Source organism: Luteimonas salinisoli (assembly GCF_013425525.1).
Taxonomy (GTDB): Bacteria; Pseudomonadota; Gammaproteobacteria; order Xanthomonadales; family Xanthomonadaceae; genus Luteimonas; species Luteimonas salinisoli.
The window spans coordinates 63,907-78,691 of the sequence record NZ_JACCKA010000087.1 but is presented as its reverse complement, the minus strand read 5'-3'; the positions used below and the strand labels follow the sequence as shown (position 1 = coordinate 78,691).

General features: G+C 69.3%; 17 protein-coding genes. 4 read left to right on the top strand and 13 right to left on the bottom strand.

The genetic code is table 11. From position 1 onward, the window contains the following. Positions 1-161 precede the first annotated feature (161 nt). Complete coding sequence (locus H0E84_RS16370; RefSeq protein WP_180679717.1) at positions 162-1,052, top strand: hypothetical protein; 891 nt, start codon at positions 162-164, stop codon at positions 1,050-1,052. Between the two features lie 127 nt (positions 1,053-1,179). Here H0E84_RS16370 and H0E84_RS16365 read toward each other — a convergent pair whose 3' ends face one another. From H0E84_RS16365 to H0E84_RS16340, 6 genes are all read right to left on the bottom strand, one after another. After that, positions 1,180-1,329, bottom strand: coding sequence for a hypothetical protein (locus tag H0E84_RS16365; RefSeq protein ID WP_180679716.1), 150 nt, complete (start codon positions 1,327-1,329; stop codon positions 1,180-1,182). Between the two features lie 779 nt (positions 1,330-2,108). After that, the gene (locus H0E84_RS16360; RefSeq protein WP_180679715.1) at positions 2,109-2,450 is read right to left on the bottom strand and encodes a hypothetical protein; all 342 of its coding nucleotides are present in this window, start codon (positions 2,448-2,450) and stop codon (positions 2,109-2,111) included. 53 nt (positions 2,451-2,503) lie between these two features. Next, complete coding sequence (locus H0E84_RS16355) at positions 2,504-3,148, bottom strand: glutathione S-transferase family protein (RefSeq protein ID WP_180679714.1); 645 nt, start codon at positions 3,146-3,148, stop codon at positions 2,504-2,506. Continuing rightward, positions 3,145-3,621 carry an SRPBCC family protein gene (locus H0E84_RS16350; protein ID WP_180679713.1) on the bottom strand — a complete coding sequence of 159 codons (477 nt, stop codon included), beginning with the start codon at positions 3,619-3,621 and terminating at the stop codon, positions 3,145-3,147. Before H0E84_RS16350 ends, H0E84_RS16355 begins: the two co-directional genes overlap by 4 nt. Next, on the bottom strand, positions 3,618-3,971 hold the full coding sequence (locus tag H0E84_RS16345) for an ArsR/SmtB family transcription factor (RefSeq protein WP_180679712.1): 354 nt from the start codon (positions 3,969-3,971) through the stop codon (positions 3,618-3,620). Before H0E84_RS16345 ends, H0E84_RS16350 begins: the two co-directional genes overlap by 4 nt. Before the next feature lie 321 nt (positions 3,972-4,292). Continuing rightward, positions 4,293-6,485: a methyl-accepting chemotaxis protein gene (locus tag H0E84_RS16340; RefSeq protein ID WP_180679711.1), complete on the bottom strand. Its 2,193-nt coding sequence runs from the start codon at positions 6,483-6,485 to the stop codon at positions 4,293-4,295. A gap of 198 nt (positions 6,486-6,683) precedes the next feature. On the opposite strand from H0E84_RS16340, the gene H0E84_RS16335 reads away from it, so the two are divergent. Next, complete coding sequence (locus H0E84_RS16335; RefSeq protein ID WP_180679710.1) at positions 6,684-7,817, top strand: porin; 1,134 nt, start codon at positions 6,684-6,686, stop codon at positions 7,815-7,817. Between the two features lie 13 nt (positions 7,818-7,830). Further along, positions 7,831-8,253 (top strand): type 2 periplasmic-binding domain-containing protein, encoded by a 423-nt coding sequence (locus H0E84_RS16330; RefSeq protein WP_180679709.1) that lies wholly within the window; start codon positions 7,831-7,833, stop codon positions 8,251-8,253. 76 nt (positions 8,254-8,329) lie between these two features. Here the strand turns inward: H0E84_RS16330 and H0E84_RS16325 are convergent, their stop codons facing one another. The 3 genes from H0E84_RS16325 to H0E84_RS16315 all read right to left on the bottom strand — a co-directional run bounded on the left by H0E84_RS16325 (position 8,330) and on the right by H0E84_RS16315 (position 11,353). Next, positions 8,330-8,770, bottom strand: a complete 441-nt coding sequence (locus tag H0E84_RS16325) for a BON domain-containing protein (RefSeq protein ID WP_180679708.1) — start codon at positions 8,768-8,770, stop codon at positions 8,330-8,332. A gap of 159 nt (positions 8,771-8,929) precedes the next feature. Beyond that, a complete protein-coding gene (locus H0E84_RS16320) occupies positions 8,930-10,591 on the bottom strand; it encodes an ABC1 kinase family protein (protein WP_180679707.1) in 1,662 nt (553 codons plus the stop codon). Between the two features lie 186 nt (positions 10,592-10,777). Further along, positions 10,778-11,353, bottom strand: a complete 576-nt coding sequence (locus tag H0E84_RS16315) for a COG4315 family predicted lipoprotein (RefSeq protein WP_180679706.1) — start codon at positions 11,351-11,353, stop codon at positions 10,778-10,780. 261 nt (positions 11,354-11,614) lie between these two features. On the opposite strand from H0E84_RS16315, the gene H0E84_RS16310 reads away from it, so the two are divergent. Beyond that, complete coding sequence (locus H0E84_RS16310) at positions 11,615-11,851, top strand: hypothetical protein (RefSeq protein WP_180679705.1); 237 nt, start codon at positions 11,615-11,617, stop codon at positions 11,849-11,851. 52 nt (positions 11,852-11,903) lie between these two features. Here H0E84_RS16310 and H0E84_RS16305 read toward each other — a convergent pair whose 3' ends face one another. Genes H0E84_RS16305 through lolA form a run of 4 tightly spaced genes read right to left on the bottom strand, consistent with a single transcriptional unit; the run spans position 11,904 to position 14,732 of the window. Then, entirely contained in the window at positions 11,904-12,317 is a 414-nt protein-coding gene (locus H0E84_RS16305) for a CrcB family protein (RefSeq protein WP_180679704.1), read from the bottom strand. Then, on the bottom strand, positions 12,314-12,700 hold the full coding sequence (locus tag H0E84_RS16300; protein WP_180679703.1) for a CrcB family protein: 387 nt from the start codon (positions 12,698-12,700) through the stop codon (positions 12,314-12,316). The genes H0E84_RS16305 and H0E84_RS16300 overlap by 4 nt, the downstream gene beginning before the upstream one ends. Further along, complete coding sequence (locus tag H0E84_RS16295) at positions 12,697-14,058, bottom strand: AAA family ATPase (protein ID WP_180679702.1); 1,362 nt, start codon at positions 14,056-14,058, stop codon at positions 12,697-12,699. Before H0E84_RS16295 ends, H0E84_RS16300 begins: the two co-directional genes overlap by 4 nt. A gap of 47 nt (positions 14,059-14,105) precedes the next feature. Next, on the bottom strand, positions 14,106-14,732 hold the full coding sequence (lolA, locus tag H0E84_RS16290) for an outer membrane lipoprotein periplasmic chaperone LolA (protein ID WP_180679701.1): 627 nt from the start codon (positions 14,730-14,732) through the stop codon (positions 14,106-14,108). Between the last annotated feature and the right edge of the window lie 53 nt (positions 14,733-14,785).

The following is a 14,785-nucleotide window of genomic DNA, read 5'->3' as shown; positions in this document are numbered from 1 at the left end:
GGTCGCGCGGTCTGGACCAATGGATAACAGATCCCTATTCGAGCAGTACCACGGTCCCACACGAGCTGGACTACCTCAGAGGCATACATAACTGTGAGGCACTAGATGTTCTGTCAACTTGGTTGTCGTCGAAGGTGAGGCTAGAAGTTCGGTTGCGAACAATGTGGCAGGACAAGCACATCTATGTGAAGCCTACAGGGGGAAAGCAGCGTGAACTGGCCGATATCGCCGTAATTTCGCAGCGCCTGAAGGCAGGCAATGTAATCTCCAGGTCGATGTGGATATTGCAAGCCAAGGTAGTTGAAAAGCCAACAAGCAGTTTTAGCGGGACGTCATCCAAGAAAGAGATTGAGCTGTTCGAGGGGGCGCCACCTGGATCGCAAACACCAGGTTTCGATCTGCTCGAGCGCAAGAACGGAAAATCCATAGGTTTTTTTCCGTCCGGCGCTTTTGGTGGACCGCTCCACTGGTCGTTCCTTACTTTGCACCGTGACCCAAAGGTACCCTTGCAGGAGGTTTTGCGCGATCGATGGCCGGGTTCAAAGATCGTTGCGCCTACGCACAAATCTCTCTGCGGATCTTTGGTCGATGTGATTGACGGCGGTAGGGGCGCACCCGTCGTGCTCCCCGCCCAGAAAGGTGATGAGTGGAGCAGGCTGTTCGAGCTGCTGATGGCCCAGCCCAGTGGAGTCACGACTGGGCATGCGACTTCGGCTGCGAACCCGACCGGTGCAGTCATGCAGCTCTCCACTCTGCAGCTCGCCGCGGTCCACGCTGCTGTTGGGCTAGAGAGGAGTGATTACTTGCCTTACAGCCGATGGCACTACAACCATTGGCTCTACAACCACTGGCCGCGTCTTTCGATGAGGGGCAGTATCACGCATCCGCTGGAAGGTAGCGGCGGCAGCGAAGCGCTTTCTCATGCGCTTCAGACGGAAGCGTTTGGCGAGGGCGCGAACTCTCCACCGGAAGAGCCGTTAGAGCGGGCTCCTGACGAGCCTGGCCCTGGGTTTCCACTGACCGTCTTCATCGATATCGGCGGAAATGACTGAGAATCCTGCCTCACCTCAAGGTGAGTTGCGTTTTACAAAGCAGCCCGGCCTGGACGGGAGAACCACCCGGCACGCACTGGAGGCGCGGAACCAGTCGTTGCAGGACGCTGCTCAGGCCGAGCGCGAGTCACTTGGCCTGCATGTCCGTGCAGTCGAGGATCGAGCCCTCAGCGAGATCGACCGAGCGCGCCAGGAAACCAAGGAGGTGCAGGGTCGACTGCTGGCGGCCTCCCGCCAAGCGGCGGCTGCCGAGAAATCGCTGCGGGAGCAGATTCACCAAGCCAACTTGAAGACGGTGGAAGCGTCTCGCGATGCCGTGGCGCAGCGGGCTCGTGCGGACGCGCTCGAGGGCCAGTTGGGCGCGTTGGGTGATCTACCCGCGGCGCTTGAGGCGGCAATCCGACGCTCTGATGCTCGGCCAACAGCTCGGAAGCCACGCAGTCGAGCCAAAGTTGCGGCCGCGAAGCAGACCGAACCAAAGAGGCAGCAAAGACCGCCAGAACCACCCCAACGTCGTACCAAAGTGGCCGATTGATGCAATTGTAGGTTTGTCGGGACGCGCCATCGTATCGGAGCACGACATGGTTAAGGGAAATACCGCCCGGAGCTGGCTCTGCAGTCATTGGCGGTTGTACGCTCTAAGTGGTTGATCGACATAGAAGCGGTTGTAGGAAAATGACACGGTTACGGCTCATGTCATGGTTAAGGATCAGACGACAGAGTTTGGGTACTACCGACAGACAGACTGGCTCAGCATGTGGCACCTGACGACTCGTCGAGCATTACATAATGTACATTATGCGAAGTTGTGGATTGGGGTTCAAACCCTCATCGTCCGACTGGCTCCGGTCCCTCGCCCGCATTTCGACGCCCCAAAGAGTCCCCCATGCCACGTGCTGGCGCCGTAGGACCGAGCCCGCAGCCGACCACCCGACTGCGTCATGAACATGGAACGCGAGCCACGGCACGGCTCGCGGCTTGGCACGCCGGACGCTTCGATTGCACCGCTGGATGCGTATATGACGCGCTAGAAGGGATCCGGGGCATCGGCTTCTGTCACGGCGAGTACGCCTGACAGCGTTTCCGTGGCTCCTGTTCCCAGCCATTGGCAACGCGGCGTGCCTGGGTCCCGTTGATGCAGGCCACGTCCGCGCCAGAGGCCCGGGCGCTGACCGGCCCGGGATACCTTGGGAGTTCGGCCGGCGCTGACTGTGCCGATGATGCCGATCCTGGCGCGGGACGCGTTGGTGTCGACTGAACCTGCCGGTTGAACTCGGCCACGGCTCGGCGAGCCATGTATGCGCCGACCGCCAAGCGAATGAGGTCGTGCGCGATCAGGGCCAGCAGCACGGCCAGCACCATCGACCAGAACGGAAACTCCCCTCGATCATCGCGCATGCGACACCCCCGAACCGCGAGTGTACCGCTGCCCACCGGGCTCGCAGCCCGGGCTAAGCAGCCTCGCGAAATCCCTGCAGCTGCGCGGTCAGTGCGCGCTGGAAGGCCGGCCGGGCCTCGCAGCGGTGCTTGTAGGCCTGCAGCGTCGGGTACGCATCGAGCAGGTCACTGTGGTCCAGGATACGCAGCACGTCGGCCATCATCAGGTCACCGACGGTGAAGCGGCCTTCCAGGTGCTCCCGCGCGCCCAGCGCTGCCTCCAGCTGCCCCAGCCGCTCCCGGACCTGCGCCTCCACCTGCGGCCTGCGCTGCTGCGCCCAGGGTTCTTCGGCGTGGAAGAAGTCGATGGCGCCCAGCTCCTGCACCGCGGTCTCCACCGTGTTGAGCGCCGCGAACACCCAGGCGATCGCCCGCGCTCGTTCGGTCAGGTCCCGCGGTAGCAGCGCCTGGCTGCGTTCCGCGATGTGGAGCGCGATCGCGCCGCTTTCGAACAGCGTCAGGTCGCCCTCCTCGATCGCCGGCGCCTGGCCGAACGGCTGGCGCGCCAGATGCTCGGGCGAGCGCTGTCCCGGCCCCAGCGCCACGGTGCGCACCCGGTACGGCAGATCCGCCTCCTCCAGCGCCCAGCGGACGCGCAATGCCCGCATCAGCGGCGCGGCGAAGTCCGGCACCCAGGCGTAGGTGGTCAGCGTGATCATGCGTGCAGCCCCGCCCGTTCGGCCACGGCGAAGTTCTCGACGTAGAGCTGCTGCTTGTTGAACAGCGAGTCCCAGCCGCCGACATGGCTGTCGCGGACCTCGACGCTGGAAAATGGCGCCTGGTGGAAGGTCTGGATGGTCCTGCCGTCGTGTTCGGCAAAGCGCACCGTCGCCACGGTGTCGCGGTCGCGGCCGGAGTCCTCGTCCCACTGGAAGGTGAAGACGATGCGCCGTTCCGGCTCCACCTCGAGCACCGTGCCGCCGAATTTCGTCAGGCCGAATCGCGTCGCAGTCATCGCGCCGCGCCACGGCCGGCCGGGGGTGAGCTCCCAGTCGAGCTCGACCGTGGTGAATTCCTCCGGCCCCCACCAGCGCATCACGTGCGCCCGGTCCGCCCACAGGCGGAACACCAGCGCCAGCGGGGCATCGAATTCGCGCTCGATCAGCAGTTCGTCGTCGCGCAGCTCGCTCATTGTTTCCCTCCTTTGGGGGGTGCGTTGGTGATCTCGTGCAGGTAGTCGTCCATCCGGTCGAAACTGCCCTGCCAGAACCTTCGGTATCTGACGAGCCAGCCGTCCACCTGCTTCAGGGGGGCGGCCTCCAGCCTGCACGGCCGCCACTGCGCCTCGCGTCCGCGCGAGATCAGGCCGGCGCCCTCCAGCACCTTGAGATGCCGCGAGACCGACGGCAGCGAGATGTCGAAGGGTTCCGCGAGCTCGTTTACGGTGGCGGCGCCGCGGCTGAGTCGCGCCAGGATGGCGCGCCGGGTCGGGTCGGCCAGAGCCGCCAGGGTCGTGCTCAACGGGTCGCGTGACTGGGGCATGTTTAGCAGCATATGTAATTAGCGAACAAGCTAAATATCATCTACTCCGGTGCAGGGTCAAGGACCCTGCGTAATCCGGGAGCGCGAATTGCCTCCGCCCACCTGCCGAGTCTCGGCTGCGGTGCAGCGGGCATGAAGCGTTCCGCACGGCCTCGTTGCCGAACCGCTTCATCCTGCCTTCCCGGAGCGCCGCGCGAGCGCGCTCCCTAAGGCGGACGATCGAAAGACCGACCGCTGCGAAGACGGGTCGCGCGAAGGAGACTTCCCTCGCGGCGAGATGGAGCAGCGTCGCACCGGCCGCATCGGCCGACCGGGTCGAGCTCAGGCGAACTCGGCGTCCAGCTCCGCCTCGATTTCCGCGGCCCGCCCGCGAGGGGCGGCGGCGGTCGGTGCCGCCCCGGCGTCGTCCACGCGGAACCGCGACACCGCCTCTCGCAGGCGCCCTGCCTGGTCGCTGAGCGAGGCGCTGGCGGCGGCCACTTCCTCGACCATCGCGCTGTTCTGCTGGTTCGAAGATTCCAGCTGGCTGATCGCCTGGCTGACCTGCTGCAGGCCCTGGGCCTGGGTCTCGATCGAATCGGAGGCCTCCGACGCCAGCGCAGCGATCCGCTCGCTGGAACCGGCCATGTCCTCCAGCGACTGCCCGGTGCGGGCGACCAGCTGATTGCCCTCGGCGATGCGCTTGCCGGCGGTGGCGATCAGCCCGCGCACCTCCTTGGCGGAGTCCGCGGTGCGCGAGGCCAGCGACCGCACCTCGTTGGCCACCACCGCGAATCCCCGCCCCTGCTCCCCTGCCCTGGCGGCTTCCACCGCGGCATTGAGCGAGAGCAGATTGGTCTGGAAGGCGATCGAGTCGATCAGACCGATGATGTCGGCGATGCGCGAACTGGCGTCGGTGATCGCGTTCATCGCCGCGATGGCCTGGCGCACCACGTCGGCGCCCTCCTGCGCCTTGTCGTTGGCGGCGCGGGTGATCTCGCGGGTCTGCTTGCTGTTGTCGGCGGCGTTGCGTACCGCGCCGGCCAGCCGCTCCACCGCGGCCGCGCTCTGGTCCAGCGCCGCGGCCTGCTGCTCGGTGCGCTGGCTGAGATCGGCGTTGCCGCTGGCGATCTCGGTGGCGCCGGCGCCGACGTCGCCGGCGACCTGGGCCACGTCGGCGAGCGCATGCTGCAGGGTGTCGAGGGCCTGGTTGAGCGCGCCGGTCACCTCCCCCAGCGAACCGCCGAACTCGCCGCGGGTGCGGCGGGTCAGGTCGCCGTCGGCCAGCGCCGCGGTGGTGGCCTGGATCTCCGAGAACGCCTGGTCGAGCGAGCCGAGCGCGCTGTTGACGGCGCGCTTCAGCTCGTCGAGCTCGCCCGGCAGCGACAGTTCGATGCGCTGGCCGAAGTCGCCGCCGGCGGCGGCCTCCATGGTCAGCCGCAGCGCGCCGAACGCGGCCTGCAGCTCGCCCATGGCCCGGTCCACCTTGGCCCTGGACTCGCCCTGCACCGACTCGTCCATGCGCGCGGCGAAATCGCCCGCGGCGATCGCGTCCATCACCCGGTCGAGCGCGGCCATGGTGCCGGCCACCGACTCGGCGCTGGCGTTGACCCCGCGCTTGAGCACGCCGAGATCGCCCGGCAGGTCCGCCCCCACGCGCTGGCCGAAATCGCCGCGCGCCACCGCGCCGAGCACATGGTTGGTTTCCGAGATCGCGGCGTTGAGGTTGCCGAGCAGCGTGGAGAAGTCGCGGCACATCATCGCCACGGCATCGCTGCCCTCGGCCTCCACTTGGACCGAGAAGCGCCCGGCGGTGACCTCGCGGATCGCGGCCCGCAGCTTCTCGATCGGCCCGCGGATCGCGCGCTCGATCACGATCGAGGCGAACAGCACGCAGACCGCCAGCACCAGCACCAGGGCGACGCCGAGCATCGCGGCCCGGCTGGCCGAGGCGGAGGCGCTCTGCAGCGCGGCGGTGAATTCCTCCCGGCGTTCGGCGTGCAGCGTTCCCGCATCCTGCTCGATGGCGAGGTAGCCCGCATTCATCTCCTCGACGCGCTGTTGCAGCGAGGCGATGTCGATGGCGCCCTCGATCTGCCCCATCACCACCTCGGAGGCGAGCGCGACGTAGCGTTGCCACTGCTCGCGCATCGGCCCCACCCTGCCCGTCAGGGAGGGGTCCGCCTCGAGCAGCGAGTCGAGAATGGCGCCGACCGCTGCGGAGCGCTCTACGGCCTCCTCGACCAGGAAGTCGTCGCCGTCGCCCAGTGCCTGCCCGAACAGGGTGCGGGTGGCGGTCATTTCGGCGCGCACCGCGCCCAGGCCGTCCAGCACCGGCAGGTGCTGCTTGCCGAAGCGGTCGAGCGTGGATGCGTTCGATTGCGCCACCATCACGCTGAAGACGGCGTAGAGCAGGAACCCGGCCAGTGCCGCCACGGGGACCAGCATCACCTTCGCGCGGATGGACAAGCGGCGCAGCGGCCGGCCGGAACGCGCGATGAGGCTGTCGAGGGCGAGCGGAATCGTACGGGTCATGAGGAAACCTTTGCTGATCGCTTGCGGGAGGCGCGAGCTGCCGGCCCCGTTAGCGGCAGCCGCCAGCGCCACTTGAGCGCGCCGGCCGAATGCTGCGTTAAAGAAATGTTTCGGTGCGCCGTTACTGCGTGCAGCGCCGCTGGCGTCACCCCGCAGCCACCGCGTGCGCTGCATCGATCCCCAAGTCCGGAGACATTCGTGAAGCAAATTCTCGCAACCGCCATCCTGGCGGCCCTTGGCCTTGCGGCCGCCCCGGCAAGCGCCGAAGTCAGGTTCAGCGGGTTCGGCCAGGTCGTGGCCGGCAAGACCACCGACGACGGCGGTTATCCCGGCAGCAACTACGACTCCGACATCGATTTCGCGGAGGAGTCGCTGTTCGGCCTGCAGATCAACGCCGACATCAGCGAGCGCATCGAGGCGGTGGCGCAGATCATCGGCACCGGCGACGACGGCTTCGATGCGGAACTCGCCTGGGCCTATGCCAACATTCGTCTCGACCATGGCTTTTCCACCAAGGTCGGCCGCCAGCGCTCGGCCTTCTACCGCTATTCCGATTTCCTCGACGTGGGCTACGCCTACCCCTGGATGCGCCCGCCCACCGCTGTCTACAACCTCGGCCTGGACACCCTCGACGGAGTGACCGTTTCGCACGCCGCCAACTTCGGTAGCTGGTACTCGCATCTGCAAGTGCAGTACGGCGGCTACGACGGCGAGCTCAACAACGCCGGCGCGCTGCCGGTCGAAACCCGCAACCAGGCTGGGTTCGCCTGGGAGATGGAGTACGACGAGTGGCTGTCGCTGCGCGCGGCCTGGTTCCGCTCCGACTTCAGCGCCCACATCGACGACCTGGAGATGCTGGCCGGCGTGTTCGCCGCCTACGGGCTCGATGCGGTGGCCGCGAACATCGTCGCGGACGACGACGAGGGCGTGTTCAGCAGCATCGGCGCCAAGGTCGAGCGCAACGGCTGGCTGCTGGTGGGCGAGCGGATCACCACCAAGGTCGACGGTGCCCTGGTGCCCCGGCAGACCGACTGGTACGTGAGCGCCGGTCGCCGCTTCGGCAAGGTCATGCCCTACGTGGTGTACGGCGAACGCAAGGGCGAGCCGCGCCGCGACATCCTCGGCCTGTTGCCGCAGGACAATCCGCTGTACCCGGTGCTCGAAGGCGCGGTGGCCGGCACCCGGAACGAGGAAACCTACACCAGCATCGGCGCGCGCTGGGACTTCATGTCCAACGTCGCGTTCAAGGCCGACTGGACCCGCTTCGAATCGAAGACCGGCGCGCGTGCCGAAAGCGACCTGGCCTCGGTGGGCCTGGTCTTCACGTTCTGATCCGGAGCCCGACATGACATCCAACATCAAGATCATCGCCGCGCTCGGACTCGCCGTCGCCCTCGCCTCCCCGTTCGACGCCGAAGCCGGCTCGGTGGTGGTGGCCGCCGACAGCGGCGCCGGCGCGATGGACGCCGAGGCCGTGCGCCGGGTGTTCCTCGGTCGCGAGACCAGCGTCGGCGGCGCCCAGGCCTCGGTCGTCTACCAGCGCGGCGGCGCCCTGCGCGACAGCTTCGACAAGGATGTACTGGGCCGCGCGGGTGCGGAACTGACCTCGTACTGGTCGCGGCTTGTGTTCACCGGCAAGGCCAAGGCGCCGGAGGAAGTGGCCAACGACGCCGCGGTCAAGGCCAAGGTGGCCTCGACGCCGGGCGCGATCGGCTATATCGACGACGCCAGCGTGGACGGTTCGGTGAAGGTGCTGTTCACCTTCTGATCCGGATCGCCGACGACAGCGGCCGGCCGCACCTGCGGCCGGCCGTTTTCTTTTTTGCGGCTCCGGGACCGCCGGATCAGCCGGTCCGGAGCACCCGCACGCCGAGCCTGTTGTCGACGTCGTGCACCCCCGGCATGTCCGCCACCGCCGTCAGCAGCGGCTCGATCTCGCCGGCCAGCGCTTCGCCGCGCAGGCGCACGTGGCCGGAGGTGACCGCGACTTCGATCGCGCGGGGGCGTTCGACCCTGTGGCCGAGCTCTGCGCGGATGCGCGCCTGCAGTTGCTCGTCGCTGACGACGTGGGCGCCGAGGTGGGAGCGCGCTTCGGCGAGGGCGCCCCTGACGTGGTTGGCGGCGTGCCGCACCTGGCGGCGGGCATAGGCCTCGGCGTCGTGGCCGGTGGCGAGGCTGCGATCGCGCAGCCGTGCGCGACGGCTGCGGCCGAGGCGCGGATCGAGGTAGTACATCGCCGCGGCACCGGCGGCGAATGCGGTGGCGATCCGGAGCAGGTTTGCCATGATCGGAATCCTCCTGGAGCGGTCGGTGACTTCGGGGCGCTGCGGTCGCGGCGGGCCTCCGCGCGCCGGGGCGAGGCGGCGCCCTGTCCAGGACCCTAGCGCGGCGGACGCAAAGCCCGGGTGAGTGCGCCGGCTGCGCCCTCCCCGGGCCGGCAGCGCCTAGTCCAGCGGCCCGCGCTCCTCGCGCGGGCGCACCTTGCGGTCGCTCAGCAGCGCCGAGACCACCAGCACGATCGCCAGGGTGGCGGCGATCAGGAACAGCACCAGTGCGAACGCCGGGTAGCCGAACAAGGTCCGCCCGGTCTCCACCCGCGTCAGCATCGCGGCGCCGACCACCAGCGCCGCGGTGATGATGCCGGTCGAGATGCGGTTGGCGATCTTCTGCAGGCTTTCCATCAGGTGCGACTCCTCCAGCCCGCCGACCTGCACGCGCAGCTTGTTGTCGGCCAGCAGCGAGAGGATGTCGGACACCTTGCGCGGCGTGCCGCGCAGCAGCGACTGCGTCTCCAGCGCCTCCATGCCCAGCCGCTGCGGCGACAGCGACGAGCGCAGCCGCTGGCGCATGATGTCGTAGGCGTGGTCCTCGACGGCGCGCTTGACGTCGAGCTCAGGATCCAGGGCCCCGGCCACGGCCTCGAGGTTGAGCATGGTCTTGCCGAGCAGCGTGGTGGCCACCGGCATGCGCAGCCTGCATACGGTGCCGATGCGCGCGATCTCCAGCAGCAGCCGGCCCTCGGACAGCCCCAGGCGCTCCGAGCGCACCGCATAGCGCGCCACCAGCTGGCCGACCTCGTGCACGTAGCGGGTCTCGTCGAAGCCTTCCAGGCGCGCACTGATCGCCATCGCCTCCACCGCCACGTCTTCGCCGCGGCCGTCCACCGCGCCCAGCACGAGCTTGAGCAGGCGCTCGCGCTGCCGCGGGGGCACGTGGGCCACCATGCCGAAATCGAGCAGCGCCAGGCGCCCGTCGTCGGTGAGCAGCACGTTCCCAGGGTGCGGGTCGGCATGGATCTCGCCATGCACGAAGACCTGGTCCAGGTAGCCCTTGAGCAGCGCCGTCGCCAGTTCGCCGAACGCACGCTCGGTGCGCTGCAGTCCGGTGATCTCGGTGACCTTGTAGCCCGGCACGTACTCCATGGTCAGCACCCGGCGCGAGGTGTAGTCCCAGACCGGGGCCGGCACGAACAGCTCCGGATAGACGCGGAAGCGCGCACGGAAGCGCTCCAGGCTTTCCGCTTCGTCCAGGTAGTCCAGCTCGGCGAGCAGCGCCCGCTGCATCTCGCCGACGATGTCGGCGAAGTGCATCCGTTCGCCCAGCGCGGTGAAGCGGTCGGCGCCGCGGGCGAAGGTGTCGAGCACCGCCATGTCGGTATCGATGGTCGCGGCCACGCCGGGGCGCTGGATCTTCACCGCGACCTGGCGGCCGTCGTGGAGCTCGGCGCGGTGCACCTGCGCCAGCGACGCCGAGCCCAGCGGCTTCTCTTCGAACGACGCGAACGCCTTGCTCAGGCGCAGTCCCAGTCCTTCCTCCAGCACCGGCTGCAGCTCGGCGAACGGCAGCGGCTGCACGTCGTCCTGCATCCGCTTGAGCGCGTCGAGGAAGGCGGGCGCGACCAGGTCGGTGCGCGTGGAAAGCGCCTGGCCGATCTTGACGAAGGTCGGGCCCAGCCGCTCGAGGTCGTCGACGAAGGCGGCCGCGGCATCGGCATCGCCGGGACGCCGGCGCGAGGCCACGCCGCCGAACACGCCGGAACGATAGTGGCGCCAGGCGAAGCGCATGATGCGCGATGACCGGTCCAGCCGGTCCAGGTGTTCGGACATTCCGTTCCCTTCGGTGGCCTGCTTCGGACGATGACAGCAGACTCGTGAAGTCGACGTGCGGCCCGGCCGGCGCGGAGGACGACGCGGGGTCCGCCGCGCCGCCCCGGCGGTCGACGGCCGCTCCGTCGCCCCGCTCCATGCGGTCGTCTCCGCGACCGCGGAAGAACCCGCGAGCGACCGGCGGTGTTACTCGCGCGGGTCCTGGCTCTCCGGGACGGCGGGCCCGTGCACCGACACCAGCGCCCACCTGCCCCACTGGTCCTCGACGCCATGACCGGCGGTGCGAGCGGCGCCGGCATCGGCGGCGTAGCGGTAAAGCGGCCTGCCGTCATAGGTGACGTGCAGGCTGCTGTCGCTGCGCGGCATCGTGCCCAGCAGGTCCGCCTGCAGGCCGGGCCCCGGCGTCGGCTGCGTCTGGCGGGCGGTCACCGGCGGCCAGGCTTCCTCGCACTCGGCATCGCAGCGGGTGCCGTCGTCGTTGCCCTCGAGCACGTAGAGCGCCTGCCGCGCGGCATCGGTCAAGTACGCAGGCTCGGTGTCCGATGCCACCACGGTCGCCCTTCCATCCCCTGCCTGGCCTTGCGGCGCGGCGCCGACCCCTGCGGGCGGCTCGCCCGGGCCGAGGGCCGGGCGCTCGGCGGGCGTGGGTGCGCCGGCGGCGCGTTCCTCGGCGCGATCGCCCTGGCAGGCGGAAAGGACCGTCGCCGCGGCCAGCGCCAGCAGCAGCCGGGGGAAGCGCGCGGGTGGGTGGAAAAGGTTCATGGAAGCCTCCTCGAAAGTCGTCGACGACGCCGATGGGCGGCGGACTCCGAGTATCGGCATGCTCGGCTCGTCGCGGCGTGAACCGGGACGGGTCGCACAGGCGCACGGCCGGAATCGGTGTGCGCGATGCGGTCCGGCGCCGGCCGCGCCCGGTCGCACCGTTCACGGTTTCGTGACGGCGGTGAACGGGTTCCCTTTCACTGCATGCTGGCGCCCCGAGCGCCACACTCGCCATCGATACCAGTCCGGGAGAGACGACCGATGGCGACCTGCGACGTGTGCGGAAACCGCTACGACAAGGCATTCCAGGTGACCCGGGGCGAACGCACCGGCACGTTCGACTCCTTCGAGTGCGCGATCCAGGCTTTCGCGCCGAAGTGCGCGCACTGCGGCTGCCGGGTCATCGGCCATGGCGTCGAGGACGGCGACACGGTGTACTGCTGCGCGCACTGCGCGCGCAGTTCCGGTGTCCAGGGGCTGGCCGACAGCATCGGCTGAGCCGATCGTCGGCACGGGGCCGATGCTTCGATCGCGTTCCCGAACGCCGCGATCAGGATCCACGCGTGACGATTCGCCGCCCCAGCGCGTGCCCCAGCCAGACGCCCGCGAGCCACAGCGGCACCGATACCGCGACGATTCCCGCGGCCAGCGCAAGCCGTCCCGCCTGCGCCGCCGCCAGCACTTCGGTGTTGAACAGGGAGAAGGTGGTGAAGCCGCCGCAGAAGCCGGCCATCACGAACTGCCGCTGCCCCGGCGAGGCCGGGAAGCGCCCCCCCGGTGCAGCCAGCGCCGCATAGGCACCGATCAGTGCCGCGCCCGTCGCGTTCGCGGTCAGCGTGCCCCAGGGAAATCCCGGCACCGAAGCGGCGGGCGAAAGCGCGAGCGCCAGCAGCCAGCGCGCCGCTGCCCCCAATGCGCTCCCCAGCCCCACCCGCAGTGCCGCCAGCAGCGACACGTCGCTCATCCCGCCACCAGCCAGTAGCCGCCAGCCACGGTCGCCAGGCCCGCCCCCAGCGAGGCCAGCAGATAGGCTGCCGCCCTGGCGCGGGCGCCGCCGCGCGCGAGCAGCAGCGTCTGCAGGGCCAGGGCGGACACCGTGGTATAGCTGCCGAGCAGCCCGATGCCCAGGCACAGCCACAGCAGCCGGGCATGCGCGGGAGCGGCCTCCAGCGCAGCGAGCAGGCAGCCGGCCGCGAATGCGCCGCTCGCGTTGACCCCGAGGGTGCCCCAGGGGAAGGCGCCGCCGCCGCGGCGGTCGATCCATTCCGTCGCCAGGTGGCGCAGCACCCCGCCGACAGCGCCGCCGCCGAGCACGCACAGCAGTTGCACCCACCAGGTCGGGCTCACGTGTCGGGGTCCGGCCCGGCCTGCGCCTCGCGTCGCGCCCGGCGCAGCTGGTCCAGCTTCTCCTTGAGCTTCAGCTCCATGCCGCGCTCGACCGGTTCGTAGTAGATGCGCTCGCCGAGCGCATCCGGGAACGCGGTCTGGTCCAGCGCCACACCGCCGGCGGCATCGTGGTCGTACTGGTAGCCCTTGCCGTAGCCGAGCTGCTTCATCAGCCGGGTCGGCGCGTTGCGCAGATGCATCGGCACCTCCAGCGTGCCGTGCTCGCGCACATCGCGCCGGGCCGCGTTGAAGGCGGCGTAGGCGGCATTCGACTTGGCGGTGCTGGCCAGGTAGATCGCCAGCTGGCCCAGCGCCAGGTCGCCCTCCGGGCTGCCCAGCCGCTCGTAGGCGTCCCAGGCGTCGATCGACATTTGCAGCGCGCGCGGGTCGGCCAGACCGATGTCCTCGATCGCCATCCGCGTCAGCCGCCGCGCCAGGTAGCCGGGGTCGCAGCCGCCGTCGAGCATGCGCGCCAGCCAGTACAGCGCCGCGTCCGGATGCGAGCTGCGCACCGATTTGTGCAGCGCCGAGATCTGGTCGTAGAACTGCTCGCCGCCCTTGTCGAAGCGGCGCGTGCGGTCGGCCAGCACCTGCTCGAGGGTGGCGGGGGTGATGCTGCCGTCGTCGGCGAGTTCGGCGGCGATCTCGAGCAAGGTCAGGCCGCGGCGCACGTCGCCGTCGGCGGCGCGCGCGATCAGCGCCAGCGAGCCGCCGTCGATCCGCAGTCCGCGGCCGCCCAGGCCGCGTTCGCCGTCGTCGAGCGCGCTGCGCAGCGCCGCGGCGATGTCTTCCTCCGACACCGCCTCCATCACGTGCACGCGGCAGCGCGACAGCAGCGCCGAGTTGAGCTCGAACGAGGGATTCTCGGTGGTGGCGCCCACGAACAGGATCGTGCCGCGCTCGATGTGCGGCAGGAACGCGTCCTGCTGGGTCTTGTTGAAGCGATGCACCTCGTCGACGAACAGCACCGTGCGACGCCCGGCCGCGAACAGCTGCCCGGCCTCGGCCAGGACCTTGCGCACCTCGGGCAGCCCCGAGAGCACCGCGGAGACGGCGCGGAACTCGGCGTCGGCGTAGTGCGCCAGCAGCAGCGCCAGGGTGGTCTTGCCGCAGCCCGGCGGGCCCCACAGGATCATCGAGTGGACGCGGCCGGACTCGATCGACTGCCGCAGCGCCGAACCGGGCGCCAGCAGCCTGCGCTGGCCGACCATCTCGTCGAGGGTGCGCGGGCGCATCCGCTCGGCGAGCGGACGCAGCGCGCTGCGGTCGACGCTCAGCAGGTCGTCGCCATCGCTCGTCGGGGGCCGGGATCTGGACACCGCCGCATTCTAGCGCCGGCGCTCATCGACGGCCGCGCGTGGCTCCCTCAGATGTCGCCGACCACGTCTACGCCTTCGGGCGGGGTATAGGTGAAGGTGCCTTGGGCGAAGTCGGGGTTCTTCTTCCAGCCGCTGAAGGCGATGGCGGTGCGCTGGCCGAGCGCGTCCACCACCTCCATCCGTGCCAGGCCGGTGGCGTCGAAGCCCAGGCGCGCGGATTGGAAGCCGGCTTCGGCATCGCCCTTCGGCGCCACGGCCAACCATTCCAGGCCGTCGGCGGTTCCGGACTCCTCCACCCGGTAGTCGCGATCCAGCCGACCGGGCTCGATCAGCGCTGCGAGCGGGCTGTTCTGCTCCTCGGCGCTCTGCGGCTGTACCGTCACCTGTTCCAGATCGGGATCGTAGACCCATACCCGCCGGCCATCGGCGACGATCAGTTGCGGGTAGGGTTCGACGTACTCCCAGCGGAACAGCCGCGGCGCCGACAGCGCGACCCGGCCGCTGGAACTTTCCTTGACCCGGCCGCGGCCGTCGTAGACCTGCTGCGAGAATCGGCCGTCCAGGCCCTCGAGGTTGCTGGTGAAGCTGGCGAGCGCTTCGCGGGCGCCGGCGAAGGCGCTGCCGGCGAAGCACGTCGCGGCGAGCACGACGAGGATGCGGGAGATGCGGATCATCGGGGAACTCCGGCGGTTCTGATGCGGCGAGTGTGCGAAGGCAGTGCTGAACG

Coding starts and splice junctions, on each gene's coding strand:
- H0E84_RS16325 (WP_180679708.1), bottom strand. CDS start 8,770: ATGGCAAACCTGCTCCGGATCGCCACCGCATTCGCCGCCGGTGCCGCG.
- H0E84_RS16330 (WP_180679709.1), top strand. CDS start 7,831: ATGACATCCAACATCAAGATCATCGCCGCGCTCGGACTCGCCGTCGCC.
- H0E84_RS16370 (WP_180679717.1), top strand. CDS start 162: ATGTGGCAGGACAAGCACATCTATGTGAAGCCTACAGGGGGAAAGCAG.
- H0E84_RS16305 (WP_180679704.1), bottom strand. CDS start 12,317: ATGAGCGACGTGTCGCTGCTGGCGGCACTGCGGGTGGGGCTGGGGAGC.
- H0E84_RS16310 (WP_180679705.1), top strand. CDS start 11,615: ATGGCGACCTGCGACGTGTGCGGAAACCGCTACGACAAGGCATTCCAG.
- H0E84_RS16355 (WP_180679714.1), bottom strand. CDS start 3,148: ATGATCACGCTGACCACCTACGCCTGGGTGCCGGACTTCGCCGCGCCG.
- H0E84_RS16340 (WP_180679711.1), bottom strand. CDS start 6,485: ATGACCCGTACGATTCCGCTCGCCCTCGACAGCCTCATCGCGCGTTCC.
- H0E84_RS16345 (WP_180679712.1), bottom strand. CDS start 3,971: ATGCCCCAGTCACGCGACCCGTTGAGCACGACCCTGGCGGCTCTGGCC.
- H0E84_RS16360 (WP_180679715.1), bottom strand. CDS start 2,450: ATGCGCGATGATCGAGGGGAGTTTCCGTTCTGGTCGATGGTGCTGGCC.
- lolA (WP_180679701.1), bottom strand. CDS start 14,732: ATGATCCGCATCTCCCGCATCCTCGTCGTGCTCGCCGCGACGTGCTTC.
- H0E84_RS16350 (WP_180679713.1), bottom strand. CDS start 3,621: ATGAGCGAGCTGCGCGACGACGAACTGCTGATCGAGCGCGAATTCGAT.
- H0E84_RS16320 (WP_180679707.1), bottom strand. CDS start 10,591: ATGTCCGAACACCTGGACCGGCTGGACCGGTCATCGCGCATCATGCGC.
- H0E84_RS16315 (WP_180679706.1), bottom strand. CDS start 11,353: ATGAACCTTTTCCACCCACCCGCGCGCTTCCCCCGGCTGCTGCTGGCG.